At 37.2% G+C, this 12702-nt stretch carries 15 protein-coding genes; 11 read left to right on the forward strand and 4 right to left on the reverse strand.

What is annotated here, in order from left to right:
• Positions 1-16: 16 nt before the first annotated feature.
• Complete coding sequence (locus V7Q04_RS07285) at positions 17-829, reverse strand: peptidylprolyl isomerase (RefSeq protein WP_333804314.1); 813 nt, start codon at positions 827-829, stop codon at positions 17-19.
• A gap of 119 nt (positions 830-948) precedes the next feature.
• Here V7Q04_RS07285 and nth point away from each other — a divergent pair, with 119 nt between their 5' ends.
• Positions 949-1590: an endonuclease III gene (gene nth, locus V7Q04_RS07290; RefSeq protein ID WP_333804316.1), complete on the forward strand. Its 642-nt coding sequence runs from the start codon at positions 949-951 to the stop codon at positions 1588-1590.
• Between the two features lie 11 nt (positions 1591-1601).
• Here the strand turns inward: nth and V7Q04_RS07295 are convergent, their stop codons facing one another.
• Together V7Q04_RS07295 and V7Q04_RS07300 are read right to left on the reverse strand one after the other, a co-directional pair.
• Positions 1602-2165, reverse strand: coding sequence for a thioredoxin family protein (locus tag V7Q04_RS07295; RefSeq protein WP_333804317.1), 564 nt, complete (start codon positions 2163-2165; stop codon positions 1602-1604).
• A 3-nt stretch (positions 2166-2168) separates the two neighbouring features.
• Entirely contained in the window at positions 2169-3458 is a 1290-nt protein-coding gene (locus V7Q04_RS07300; RefSeq protein ID WP_333804318.1) for a Xaa-His dipeptidase, read from the reverse strand.
• A 45-nt stretch (positions 3459-3503) separates the two neighbouring features.
• On the opposite strand from V7Q04_RS07300, the gene V7Q04_RS07305 reads away from it, so the two are divergent.
• The 3 genes from V7Q04_RS07305 to V7Q04_RS07315 all read left to right on the forward strand — a co-directional run bounded on the left by V7Q04_RS07305 (position 3504) and on the right by V7Q04_RS07315 (position 5360).
• Positions 3504-3734 (forward strand): hypothetical protein, encoded by a 231-nt coding sequence (locus V7Q04_RS07305; protein WP_333804319.1) that lies wholly within the window; start codon positions 3504-3506, stop codon positions 3732-3734.
• Between the two features lie 6 nt (positions 3735-3740).
• On the forward strand, positions 3741-4640 hold the full coding sequence (gene cmoB / locus V7Q04_RS07310) for a tRNA 5-methoxyuridine(34)/uridine 5-oxyacetic acid(34) synthase CmoB (RefSeq protein WP_333804320.1): 900 nt from the start codon (positions 3741-3743) through the stop codon (positions 4638-4640).
• Positions 4641-4814: 174 nt separating this feature from the next.
• On the forward strand, positions 4815-5360 hold the full coding sequence (locus tag V7Q04_RS07315) for a PaaI family thioesterase (RefSeq protein WP_333804321.1): 546 nt from the start codon (positions 4815-4817) through the stop codon (positions 5358-5360).
• Here V7Q04_RS07315 and V7Q04_RS07320 read toward each other — a convergent pair.
• A complete protein-coding gene (locus V7Q04_RS07320) occupies positions 5355-5948 on the reverse strand; it encodes an MBL fold metallo-hydrolase (protein ID WP_333804322.1) in 594 nt (197 codons plus the stop codon). The genes V7Q04_RS07315 and V7Q04_RS07320 overlap by 6 nt on opposite strands.
• A gap of 134 nt (positions 5949-6082) precedes the next feature.
• On the opposite strand from V7Q04_RS07320, the gene V7Q04_RS07325 reads away from it, so the two are divergent.
• From V7Q04_RS07325 to V7Q04_RS07355, 7 genes are all read left to right on the forward strand, one after another.
• Positions 6083-6850 carry an NAD+ synthase gene (locus V7Q04_RS07325; RefSeq protein WP_333804323.1) on the forward strand — a complete coding sequence of 256 codons (768 nt, stop codon included), beginning with the start codon at positions 6083-6085 and terminating at the stop codon, positions 6848-6850.
• A 9-nt stretch (positions 6851-6859) separates the two neighbouring features.
• A complete protein-coding gene (locus V7Q04_RS07330; protein ID WP_333804324.1) occupies positions 6860-7993 on the forward strand; it encodes a DegT/DnrJ/EryC1/StrS family aminotransferase in 1134 nt (377 codons plus the stop codon).
• Positions 7986-8924, forward strand: coding sequence for a tetraacyldisaccharide 4'-kinase (locus V7Q04_RS07335; protein WP_333804325.1), 939 nt, complete (start codon positions 7986-7988; stop codon positions 8922-8924). Before V7Q04_RS07330 ends, V7Q04_RS07335 begins: the two co-directional genes overlap by 8 nt.
• A gap of 33 nt (positions 8925-8957) precedes the next feature.
• Positions 8958-9809 (forward strand): acetylglutamate kinase, encoded by an 852-nt coding sequence (gene argB, locus V7Q04_RS07340; RefSeq protein WP_333804326.1) that lies wholly within the window; start codon positions 8958-8960, stop codon positions 9807-9809.
• A 108-nt stretch (positions 9810-9917) separates the two neighbouring features.
• Positions 9918-11405 carry a threonine synthase gene (gene thrC / locus V7Q04_RS07345; protein ID WP_333804436.1) on the forward strand — a complete coding sequence of 496 codons (1488 nt, stop codon included), beginning with the start codon at positions 9918-9920 and terminating at the stop codon, positions 11403-11405.
• Positions 11402-12106: a 3-deoxy-manno-octulosonate cytidylyltransferase gene (gene kdsB / locus V7Q04_RS07350; RefSeq protein WP_333804327.1), complete on the forward strand. Its 705-nt coding sequence runs from the start codon at positions 11402-11404 to the stop codon at positions 12104-12106. Before thrC ends, kdsB begins: the two co-directional genes overlap by 4 nt.
• Positions 12107-12164: 58 nt before the next feature.
• Complete coding sequence (locus V7Q04_RS07355; protein ID WP_333804329.1) at positions 12165-12692, forward strand: hypothetical protein; 528 nt, start codon at positions 12165-12167, stop codon at positions 12690-12692.
• Positions 12693-12702: the final 10 nt, after the last annotated feature.

Consider the following 12702-nt stretch of genomic DNA (forward strand, 5'->3'; position numbering starts at 1 on the left):
TTTAGCTTTTGGGTCACTATTTGATTGTTACTTTTGCATTTTTTCGAAGAGTTTGTGCTTTATCAGCTACTTGAATACGGAATTTTTCCATTTTCAAGCCATTTTCAATTTGTGGTTTTACAACATCAAAAGTTGCTTTTTCAGCAGCTTTAGTGTCTTCAACTAAGATAACATGGAAACCAAATTGTGTTTGAACTGGAGTTTTAGTGATTTCACCTTTTTTAAGTGCAAAAGCTGCATCTGAGAAAGGTTTTACCATTTGATTTGCAGCAAACCATCCTAGTTCACCACCACCTTGACCGCTTGGTCCTGTAGATTTAGTGGTTGCTAATTCAACAAATTTGTCATTAAGTTTTTGGCCAGAAAGACCGTCTAATTCTTTGATAACATCTTTAGCTTCTTGCTCAGTTTTAACAAGTACGTGTCTTGCTTTGACGGTTGCTGGTTGCATAAATTTATCAGCATTTTTGTCATAATAATCTTTAACATCTTTTGCATCAACTTTTACAGCATCAAAGATTTTTTTCATCCATACTTCAAGCGCAAGATCAGCTTTGATGCGTTTAAGTGCTTCAGCATAATCTTTGTCTTTTTCAACACCGCTTTTTGTTGCTTCTGTTGTTAAAAGTTTGCGCTCAACAGCTTGCTCAACGATCTTTTGCTTTGCATCAGCAGGAAGTTCTTCAAACTTTGCACCTTGCATTGCACGCATAAGAACTGCGATGTCTTGGTCATTAACATCTTCACCGTTTACAGTTGCAAAAACTGTTGCATTTAGACTTACACCTAGTACTGCAGCAGCAATACTACTTAGAATAACTTTTTTCACTTAGATCCTTTATTGAAGTAATTCGCGTATTGTACCCCAAATCTTATTACTATTTCTTAAATGAAATGTTAATTTTAAGGATTGTCGGTATAATTTTTCAAAACGAAGCAAGGTTGAGTATGAAAAAAGCTACACAAAAAGAGATTGCAGCTATTAAGGCTCTTTTTTTGGAACAGTATCCAACAGCAGTTACCGAACTTAATTACACCTCTTTATACGAACTCTTAGTCTGTGTCATGCTCTCAGCCCAATGTACAGATAAACGCGTTAACCTCATCACACCTGCTCTATTCGAGCGTTACCCAACCGTTAAAATGCTCGCCGATGCGGATCTTAATGAAGTCAAGTCGTTCATAAATTCTTGTTCTTTTTTCAATAACAAAGCCGTCAATCTTCTTAAAATGGCTCAAAAAGTGGTTGAACTCTACGATGGAAAAATTCCTTTAGATGAACAAAAACTGATGGGGCTTGCAGGAGTTGGACAAAAAACGGCGCATGTTGTAATGATCGAATACGCAAATGCTAACTTGATGGCAGTGGACACCCATGTCTTTCGGGTAGCACATCGTTTGGGACTCTCAAGTGCTAAAACAGCAATAAAGACAGAAGAAGAGCTAACGAAAGTTTTTAAAAGTGAACTTCATACACTTCATCAAGCGATGGTGCTTTTTGGCAGATATACCTGTAAAGCAGTCCATCCCTTGTGTGAAGCCTGTTTTTTAAAGGAGTATTGTAAAACCACACAAACATTTAAAGTGTGAGTTTTGTCTCATTAACCTGTAACCGTATTGATCCATTTAATAGAACAACCTTGTGAAGGGTGTTGGATTTTTGGTGCTTCTTGTTTGCTAAAAAGTAACATCACGGCTTCTCTAAGATCTTCTTCCTTGACACTACGTGCATCTTGCCAATTATCATCCAATCTTCCATGATAATAAAGCTTCTCATCGCCATCAAAAAGAAAAATATCAGGGGTACATACCGCACCCAAACTCTTAGCAACATGTTGGTTTTCATCAATGAGATACGGGAATTCTAGACTCATCTCTTTAATTTTATCGAGCATATGAGATGGAGAATCTTCTGGATAGTTAGGATGAATATTTGGATTGATTGCAACCGTTGTAATATCCAGTTTTTTGGCAAACTCTGCAACCGTATTAAGCCTTTTCCAAATAGCGTTAGAGTAAGGGCAATGATTACACATCACGGCGATCATAAAACCACCTTTACCAAAAAGTTCTTTACTTTTTAAACGTTTGCCATTGGGATCTTCCAGTTCAAAATGCTCCAGTGTTTGACCAAGTTCAATTGAAGCTGAGTGTATCAGTGCCATGGTTTAATCCTTATAGATATTAATAATTTTTTGAACAATGAATGCTGTATTTTTAACTGAATTCATATCGCACTCTTCTCTTAATGAATGCGGATAGCGAATCGTGGGTCCAATAGAAACAGCCTCTACCTTTTTGGGTTGATGTGAAATCAACTCACCACATTCAAGCCCCGCATGAATCGCTTTAAAAGCGGCATGAGGGTAAAACTCTTTCATTACGTTATGGACACTTTGAGCAAATGGAGTCATTTCAGGCTTCCAAGCACCGTGCATTCCCTCTTGTGTTACTTCAAAACCAAGCGCTTTAAAAAAAGCCATTGTTTCATGTGCTAGTATAGCCAAATTTTCATCGTCCATAGCACGTGCCGCACAGTCAAATCGTAACACATTATCCACAGTAGAAATGATACCAAGGTTAATACTCATAGAAGGGATATCAAGGACTCTATCCCACTCTCTGATTCCTTGTGCAAACGCTCCAATAGCTTTAATAATAGCGCTTGACTGAGCAATATACTGGGTATAAAATCCCTGCTCTAAACGTTTGACTTGTAAACGCGAATCTTCAATATGCAGAGACGTTTTTGAAGCAACGATGGCTGTGGCACTTTTAGGAATGGCATTGCGTCTTTCTCCCCCATGTAAAGAAATAAGAGAGACATCGTGTTTTAGAAGTTCATACCCTAGCGCTTTAATAGCTGAAGGAATCTTTTTATCAATATCTACACCGGAATGACCGCCAAGAAAATCAAACGCACTGATCTCATAAAGTTTTGTGTCTGCATCCAAAGGGCTATACTGCAAATTTAAAGAGGCAATGACATCAACACCACCTGCACACCCAATATAGAGTTCACCCTCTTCTTCTGCATCAAGGTTTAAAAGATACGAAGCTTTTAGCGGTAATCTAAACTGCATTGCACCTATAAGTCCAACCTCTTCATCAGCAGTAAAGAGACACTCAAGGTTTTCATTGTGCTCCATTGCCCAAAACATAATTGCCATCCCCATACCATTATCTGCACCTAACGTAGAGTTTTTGGCTTTAATCAATTTATCTTGAAGCACAATTTCAATCTTCTCAGTATCCCCAATACAAACCATGTCATAATGTGCTTGTAAACAGATGTTTGGCTCACCTTTTTGGCAGAGGATATTCCCTACAGAGTCTTCTTGAACATAACATCCATTTTTCTTTGCAAATGTTTTAATAAACTCTTTCATCGCTACGGCATGACAACTGCAACGAGGAATGGCTGTAATCGTTCTAAAATGCTCTAATATTTGCTCCATAATAGCCCTTGAAAATTTAATAAACGAAATGCTATTATACAACCTATGAAAACAATATTAATCTTACTCACCGCCTTACTTTTACAAGGTTGCCTCTATTTTAATGATCGAGGTGTATCAGGACGTTATTATAATGACTGCAAAGAATACTATGACGGTATGGGCATTTACCATAAAGAGTGTGATGAAAATATTGTTGACTATAAAACAGTCACAAATGGCGTTTCAAAAGGTGTTGATAAAAGTGTTAATGCTACGAAAAGCATTTTTGAATAACTCTGCATGCCGTTAAATCACATTCGCCAAGAGCGTCTTGCTTGGCTAGGCTGGAAAGATATTGCACCAATGCGGGAGCTCTTAGCTTCTCTTCCTTCACCCCAAAACACAACATATTCTTTAAACAATACTGTGCAAATTGATGCTTTACAGGTAAGTGATTCCGATAAAGATACCATACGACACTGTGCCCTTACACTTCGTCCTTGGCGCAAAGGTCCTTTTGAGCTTTTTGGTACATTTATCGACACAGAATGGCAAAGTTTTATCAAGTACAATCTGTTAGAGCCCTACTTTAACCTAGAGGGTAAAGTTGTTGGTGATATTGGCTGCAACAATGGCTATTATCTGTTTCGTATGCTCTCTCAAAAGCCTAAAAAACTGGTAGGCTTTGATCCTTCAGCCTTGTATAAAACACAATTTGATTTTATTAACCACTTTATCAAAAGTGATATTGTTTATGAAATGCTCGGTGTTGAGCATCTTCCTTTATATGAACACAAATTTGACACCCTCTTTTGTTTGGGTGTTCTTTACCACCGAAGTGATCCTATTCAAACACTAAAAGCCCTTTACCAAGGTCTTAATCCAGAAGGTGAACTTATTTTAGATACCTTTATGATCGATGGAGAGACTCCTGTTGCACTTTGTCCTGCAAAAACCTACTCTAAAATTCCTAATGTCTATTTTGTACCAACGATTCCAGCGCTAATTAACTGGTTAGAACGCGCAAAATTTCGAGATATCGAAGTATTAGAGATCAAAAAAACCGATGCGAATGAACAGCGTAAAACGGAGTGGATTTACGGTGAAAGCTTGGAACAGTTTTTAGATCCAAACAATCCTGAGCTCACCATTGAAGGGTTTCCAGCCCCTAAGCGTGTTTACATTAAAGCAAAACGCTAAATTCGTCGATTTGCCCATGCATATGATAAAAAATTTAGATGTTAGTCTTGCAAGAAATAAAAGCACCAAAGGTGCGTAAGTTCTCTGCCGAAGAGAACTCAGTGTTAACGTAGTTTTTAAAGCTTCGCTTTAAAAGCGTGTCAAAACTTAAATATACAACAGCAAGGATGCTATATGGCACAGAATAAAGCAGGATTAGCCAGAGAAATGATTGATAGTACCACCAATTTTGAAGATGATTTAGATGCATCCGATGATGTTTTGCTCGATTCTACCAATTTTTTAAACGATGATCTTAAAACTCATGTAAAAGTTAAAAGTACACTGATTGGAAATCTCATAGAGCTTACCAAAAACGGTGCGAAGGTCGTTTTACAAACGACAACAGATATGTGTGTTGATGAGTTTGGCTTAATTCACAGTGGTTTTATTTTTGGATCAGCAGAATACGCCGCAGTTGCTGCGGTTAATGAAGCAAATGTTGTGGTTATTGGATGCCGATCTAAGTTTTTTGCCCCTGCAAAACTGGGTGATTTAATTACGTTTGAAGCCAAAGGACGTTTTGAAGATGCCCGCAAAAGAGAAATCAAAGTTGTGGGTATGATTAACGAAATTAAAGTGTTTGAAGGTATATTCCAAGCGGTTCTTCTTGAACGACATATCCTTCAAACAAAAATTGATGAACTTCAAGCGAGTTTCAATCCTAAAGACTTCTTATAAAAAACTAAACCAATACGGTACATTTTTTTGCTCAGTTTTGAGTGTTGTACGCTCCCCATGCCCTGGAAAAATTTCCCAATCTGCTTCAATTTGTAGGAATTTTTCCAAACTCTGGCGCATTTGATCACTACTACTGTAAGGAAAATCATACCGTCCGATAGAATTCTTAAAAATAAAATCTCCACTAAACAGTGCATTTTCAATCAAAATAGCACTGCAACCAGGGGTATGTCCTGGAAAATGCATAAATGAAACTTGAATACCATTTATATCAAAATTTTGATCTCCAACAACAGCTACATCTGCATGGCTTGAAGGTGTTCCTTGAACAAAGGGATCACTTTCTAGCATAAAACAATCATCAATGGGTGCATACAATGGAATATGCAGAGCCTCGACAAGATCGGCATTACTCCACACATGATCAAAATGACCATGCGTATTTAAAATAGCAATAGGATTGTGGACATTATGCAATACCCACTCCGTAGCATCCATTCCAGGATCAATAATAATTTCTTTTCCATCAATACTTACGATATAACAATTTGTGCCATAGGCTCCACATGCTTTACTTTTTAACTGCATTTTTCACTTCTTTTGGTTATTTCTAAAATTTTAACACATCTCATCTTATTTTGCTTTAGAAGCTTAAAAGATTGCATTAATTTTAAGTTTAGTATAATTAAATTGTTGCTCAAATTGCTTATGAGGTTACCATTGTGAACAAATACCAATCCATCGAAAATTTTTTAATCAAGTTTCTCCAAGATGAGGTGCGTAAAGCCGGTTTTTCTAAAGTAGTTCTAGGTATCAGCGGTGGTGTAGATTCTGCTGTTGTTGCCATTCTTGCCCATAAAGCATTTAAAGATAATTTATTAGGCATCATGCTTCCAGCTTCTACGTCAAGTCGTGCCAGCTTAGAGCATGCAACAGAACTTTGCCAGAAATTTGACATTCGAGTTGAAAAAATCCCCGTAGGTTCCCTTGTAGATAACTATTTCCATGATAAAAAAGATGCTTCAAAACTTCGCATTGGTAATTTTAGTGCCCGTATGCGTATGTCTGTTTTATATGATATCTCAGCACGTGAAAATGCACTTGTACTCGGAACAGGCAATAAAAGTGAAATCCTTCTTGGTTACGGTACTATTTTTGGAGATCTTGCGTGTGCCATCAACCCTATTGGAGAGCTTTATAAAACAGAAATTTTTGAATTTGCAGCGCACCTTGGTGTGCCAAAATCCATTCTTACTAAAGCACCATCAGCCGATCTTTGGGAAGACCAAAGTGATGAAGGTGAATTTGGATTTAGTTACGCACAAATCGATCAAGTTCTCTATGCCCATATGGAAGAAGGGAAGAACAAAGAAGCCCTTTTAACATCTGGCTTTGATCGAGAGCTTGTTGAAATGGTCCTAGAGCGAATTGCGAGCAATAGATTTAAAGGTAAACTCCCAACCATAGCTGATTTGACAGCGGTAAAATAAAGGATAATCATGAAAGAAATACCATTTTATAAACCATTTATCGACCAAAGAGAAAAGAGCCTTATCAATGAAGTTTTGGATTTGGAAAAAGCAAATAAAGTTGAAATACTTGAAAAAGAATTTGTAAAATATACAGGATGTGGCGAGGCCATCTCAACGGTTAATGGAACAGCTGCTATGCATCTTGCAATGTGTGCACTTGACCTTAAACGTGGCGATAAAATCATCTGCTCTGTAAATGCATTTCCTTCTGTTGCTGAAGTGGTTCGTCACTTTGATGCTGAACCTATTTTTGTTGATATTGACAAAGACGACTTTAATATCGATGTTGATCAATTAGAGAGCGTTTTAAAAAACAATAAAGCCAAAAAACTGAAAGGTGCATTCATCAGTCACATTGCGGGGCAACCTGCAGATATGGCTCGCATTTATGAATTGGCGAAACAGTACGACATCAAAATCATTGAAGACGCTACAGCAGCACTTGGCTCAACGTACAATGGAAAAAAAATTGGCTCACTTGAAGCTGATATTACCGTTTTTCGCTTCAATCCACAATCAAATAATTCCGTATCAAGTGCGGGCGTTATGACAACCAAAGATCCTGAACTAGCAGAGCGTGCTCGATTGCTACGCAATCATGCACTTGTGGGAGAGGGTTGGGATAAATTTGGCAATCTTGGCTATGTCTATGATGTTGTTGATATTGGCCTTAAATACGATCTAAATGAACTCAATGCTGCTTTTGCAATTGGTCAATTGGAAAAAAATGAGAGTTTTATTGAAAGACGTCTTGAAATTGCTGATATTTACAACCGTGAACTTGCTTCATGCCCTCATGTTACGACGCCTATTAAAAAACGTGACCATACCTATGCACAATACATTATTAAAATTGACAAGAATAGAGATAATTTTGCAAAAGAACTGAAAGAACGTGGTATTTATACAGGTCTTCACTACATCCCATTGCATCTTTTAAGCTACTACAAACATAAATACAGTTTACGTGTTAATGACTTTCCAAAAGCCCTTAGTAATTACCAACAAATTCTTTCTCTTCCAATTTATTCAAGCCTAAGTGATAAAGATGTTCTGCATATTTGCGAACAAATTAAAGAGATTGCAAAGAACCGTGTTTAATCGATCACGTTTTGTTTTATGGGTAGAAGTTTACCTCTTCTACCCTACTTCTTTCTTTCAACGACTTTTGTCTTATTTTTTACTACCTTTTAGTGCCATTTACTGTTCGATTGTTCTATGGAAACGTTTTTGGGGCAAACGTAAAAAACTTTTTTTCACCATACCCATTATAAGTATTGGTAACCTTACAGTTGGTGGCAATGGTAAAACACCTTTTTGTATTGCTTTAGCGAAAGAACACTCCAATGTTGCCATTGTTCTTCGAGGTTATGGACGTAAATCACATGGACTGATCTTAGTCTCCGATAATGGAAAAATAATGTGTGACACGATGGCAAGTGGTGATGAAGCCATGCTCTATGCTAAATCATTACCTGAATCAACCGTTATTGTAAGCGAAGATCGTGTTGAAGCGATTCGTTTTGCTAAAAAACGAGGTGCTAAAATAATCTTTTTAGATGATGGCTTTTCAAAAAGTTACATCTCAAAAATCGACATTCTCCTCAAACCTAATCCCGAACCACATAATAGTTTCTGCTTGCCCAGTGGTCCTTATCGTGAACCGCGCTTTTTATACAAATATGCTGATTTAGTGATTTCCGAGCATACGGACTTTGTGCGCCATGTAGAAGTGCTTAATCCAAGCGAAAAAATGCTTTTAGTCACTGCTATTTCTAAACCAAGTAGGTTAGATGCCTATTTACCAGACAATGTCATCGGCAAAGTAACCTATGAAGATCATTACATGTACAATGAAAAAGAGCTAGAAATCCTGCTTCGTGAACATCAAGCTACCTCGCTTTTAACAACCCAAAAAGATGCCGTAAAAATGGCTACCTTTGACATTCCACTCTCCATCCTCAAACTTGACGTTGAAATTCTCCCTGAAACCAAAGCAAAAATCAACACACTTTTAGCTCTCAAACGCTAAAATAAGGCTTTAACCTTTACAGAAGGATTTGCTGTGCAACACAAAATACACCAAGCACAAATCTTGATGGACGCATTGCCGTACATTAAACAATTTAGCAAAAAAACCATTGTTATCAAATACGGTGGCGCCGCACAAATCAACCCAAAACTCAAAGAGCAATTTGCAAAAGATATTGTTCTACTTTATCTTGTGGGCATTAAACCTGTCATTGTCCATGGCGGTGGCAAAAAAATTAACGCTTTACTTGACAAATTAGAGGTCAAAAGCAATTTTGTTGATGGACTTCGTGTTACCGATGAACAAGTTATGGAAGTTGTTGAAATGGTACTTAGCGGAAGTATCAATAAAGAGATCACCACGCTTCTAAACCACCATGGAGCCAAAGCCATTGGTATTACAGGAAAAGATGCAAATTTTATGCGCGCAAAGCCTATGGAAGATGGAAAATACGGCCTTGTAGGCGAAATTACCAGCATTGATAAGAGAGTCATTAAAAACCTTATCAAAGAAAAATTTATTCCTGTTATTGCACCTATTGCTGCGGGTGATGATGTGAACCATCCTGGTTATAACATCAACGCTGATTTAGCAGCCAGTAAAATTGCAGTGGCACTTAAAGCGAAAAAAATCATCTTCCTCACAGATACACTTGGTGTTCTTGATAAAGAAGGCAATCTTATTTCAAGCCTAAATAAGGCAAAAATAAAAGCACTTAAAAAAGATGGAACCATTAGCGGTGGCATGATCCCAAAATTAGATGCTTGTTTAGAAACGATTCGTGGTGGTGTTGAGTGTGCTCACATCATCGATGGTAGGGTCGAACACTCTATCCTCTTAGAACTCTTTACCAAAAATGGTATTGGTACCATCATTAAAGAATAAAAACTAAACTCTGCCAATTTTATTGGCTAGCTTTAGCGCCCCAGTGGCTAACGTAGCAAAAAGAGCTTCGCTTTTTTTGCGTATAAACAATATAAGTAAGGACACATAATTATGTTTATTGAAACTCGTGGAAATGATAATGTCAAACCAAAAACAGTTCCCTTTTCCTATGCCATTTTAAATCCTAGTGCCAGTTTTGGTGGGCTTTATGTACCAGAAAACTTACCTAAAATCGACACTACGTTTTTAGAGAAAGCGTCTAAAAAGAGTTACAAAGAGATCACACTGGATATTTTAAGACTTTTTAACATTGACATCGAAGAAGACGTCATGCAAAAAGCTGTCGCACTTTATGATAAATTTGATGATGCCAATGAGCCTACACCATTGGCTCAAATCGAAAATGATTTATTTGTCAACGAACTCTACCATGGACCAACACGTGCCTTTAAAGACATGGCATTGCAACCTTTTGGCTATATTCTTTCTCATCTTGCGCAAAAACTAGACGAACAATACCTTATATTAGCGGCGACCAGTGGCGACACTGGCCCAGCAACACTCGACACTTTTGCCAATAAACCCAATATCAAAGTCGTGTGCCTCTATCCTGATGGTGGAACCAGCGATGTGCAACGTCTTCAAATGACAACGCAAAAAAGTCCAAATCTTAAAATTATCGGTATTCATGGAAATTTTGATGACGCTCAAAATGCACTCAAAAACCTACTTGCCTCTCCTAGTTTTAAAGAATCACTCAGTGCCAAAAATATTAAGCTCAGCGCTGCAAACTCAGTCAATTTTGGACGTATTATTTTCCAAATTATTTACCATATTTATGCCTATGTGGCATTACTAAAACAGAAAAAAGTCGAACTTGGAAAGCCGTTTTATACCATCATTCCTAGTGGTAACTTTGGTAATGCTTTGGGTGCTTATTACGCGAAAAAAATGGGTCTCCCGATTGAAAAAATTCTCATTGCCTCGAACATCAATAACATCTTAACAGACCTTATTACGACAGGTATTTATGACCTGCGCAATCGAAGTTTGCTTCAAACAACCTCCCCTGCGATGGACATTTTGATCTCTTCCAATGTCGAGCGTGTTTTGTTCGACAAATTTGGCTCATCTCGCACAAAAGAGCTTATGGAAGCACTCAAAGAGAACAAACTCTATACGCTAACACCCGATGAATTAAAATCTTTACAAGAAGATTTTGAAGCAGTTTATTGCGATGATACCTTTGGCAAAGAGCAAATTCGCCACTATGCAAGCAAAGGCTACATCATGGACCCACACACGGCGACATGCTTAAAAGCCTACCAAGAACTTAAAGCAAAACCTCTACCATGTGTTCTTTGCTCAACGGCTGAATGGACAAAATTTGCACCAACCATGCTCAGTGCCATCAATCAAAATAACCAAAAATACACTGATAAAGAAGCATTAGAGGGTATCAGTAAAACTTTAAATGTTAACATTCCAATCTGTATTAGTGAACTTTTTAATGAAGCTGTTATGCATGATAAAGTAGTTGCAAAAGATAGTATCGAAGCAGAAATCTTCGACTTTTTGAACAAGGCATGTAAATGATTATTATCCCTGCGCGCCTTGCTTCGACGCGCTTTCCCAATAAAATTCTAGCCAATATTCATGGGCTTCCAATGGTAATAGCAACCGCTAAACGCGTACAAAATCTCGATGATGTTGCTATTGCTGCTGATACAGAAGAAGTCGTTACATTGGCAAAAGAGTATGGTTTTAAAGCAATTTTAACCTCGCAAGAACATCAAAGTGGGACAGATCGCATTAACGAAGCAGCATCAAAACTCAATCTTTCGGAAGACGAAATTATCATCAACGTACAAGCAGATGAACCCTTTATTGAAGAAGCTGTTGTTAAAAGTGTGATTGAGCGAGCAAAAAAAACAGATGCTATGATCACAAGCGCATGTAAGAAGATTGATCTTTTACATGTAAAAGATCCGAATCTTGTTAAAGTGATTCTTGATGCTAATAAAAATGCTATCTATTTTTCCAGAAGTGCCATCCCCTATGATCGTGAAGGTGGATTTGAAGGATACTTTGGACATTTAGGTATTTATGCGTTTCGTAAAAAGTCTCTTGAAACGTTTTGTACCCTTCCTTACGCACCTATTGAGCATATTGAAAAATTAGAACAATTACGTGCTCTTTATCATGGTTATAAAATTGCCATGGTTGAAGTGGAAAGCCAAAGTTTTGGGATTGATACGAAAGAGGATTTAGAGCGAGCCCTTGCTTTTTTTCGTTAAATTTTCTATCACACAAACTACCATAACACAATGAATCAATTTTAACTTAAGGATTTTTATGCAAAATACACTTTCTGACGAATCAAAAAAGAGTTTAAATACTTTGATGAAAATATGGTTTGCTATAGCAGCTAGTTTATTGTTATATCTTGTTGTCTGTTATATACTATTTATTACGGAAACATATCATCCACCCTTTTCACTTGAAGCTTTGCAAACAAATCTTTTAAGTGGACTCACACTACATGCAGGACTTTACCTAATCGCAGCAATAATCTTTATAGGCGCAGATACGCATTCAAAATATTCTTATAGAAAACTTCTCCAAGTGGCTGCAAACCAAAAATTTAAAACAAAAAATGATGAATTTAATTTTTTCAGAACAAAATATGCTTCTATCATGTTTACACATATTGCTATTTTTAATCTCATAGCTATTTTAGGGGTTATTGTATTTTTGATGACATTTGATTTTACGACATTGATGAATATGATTATTATCGCATTGTTAGGGTTTGTGCTGTTGATTCCAAGTAAAGCAAAATTTGAGTTCCCCGATATAAAAGCGTGTCCTATAAAGAAATAGTCCAAGAAAT

The sequence above is a fragment of the Sulfurospirillum sp. genome, assembly GCF_036802865.1.
GTDB lineage: Bacteria > Campylobacterota > Campylobacteria > Campylobacterales > Sulfurospirillaceae > Sulfurospirillum.

Excerpts from the sequence above, each read along its gene's own strand:
- nth (WP_333804316.1), top strand. The coding sequence starts at position 949 with ATGAAAAAAGCTACACAAAAAGAGATTGCAGCTATTAAGGCTCTTTTT.
- V7Q04_RS07295 (WP_333804317.1), bottom strand. The coding sequence starts at position 2,165 with ATGGCACTGATACACTCAGCTTCAATTGAACTTGGTCAAACACTGGAG.
- V7Q04_RS07300 (WP_333804318.1), bottom strand. The coding sequence starts at position 3,458 with ATGGAGCAAATATTAGAGCATTTTAGAACGATTACAGCCATTCCTCGT.
- V7Q04_RS07305 (WP_333804319.1), top strand. The coding sequence starts at position 3,504 with ATGAAAACAATATTAATCTTACTCACCGCCTTACTTTTACAAGGTTGC.
- cmoB (WP_333804320.1), top strand. The coding sequence starts at position 3,741 with ATGCCGTTAAATCACATTCGCCAAGAGCGTCTTGCTTGGCTAGGCTGG.
- V7Q04_RS07315 (WP_333804321.1), top strand. The coding sequence starts at position 4,815 with ATGGCACAGAATAAAGCAGGATTAGCCAGAGAAATGATTGATAGTACC.
- V7Q04_RS07320 (WP_333804322.1), bottom strand. The coding sequence starts at position 5,948 with ATGCAGTTAAAAAGTAAAGCATGTGGAGCCTATGGCACAAATTGTTAT.
- V7Q04_RS07330 (WP_333804324.1), top strand. The coding sequence starts at position 6,860 with ATGAAAGAAATACCATTTTATAAACCATTTATCGACCAAAGAGAAAAG.
- kdsB (WP_333804327.1), top strand. The coding sequence starts at position 11,402 with ATGATTATTATCCCTGCGCGCCTTGCTTCGACGCGCTTTCCCAATAAA.
- V7Q04_RS07355 (WP_333804329.1), top strand. The coding sequence starts at position 12,165 with ATGCAAAATACACTTTCTGACGAATCAAAAAAGAGTTTAAATACTTTG.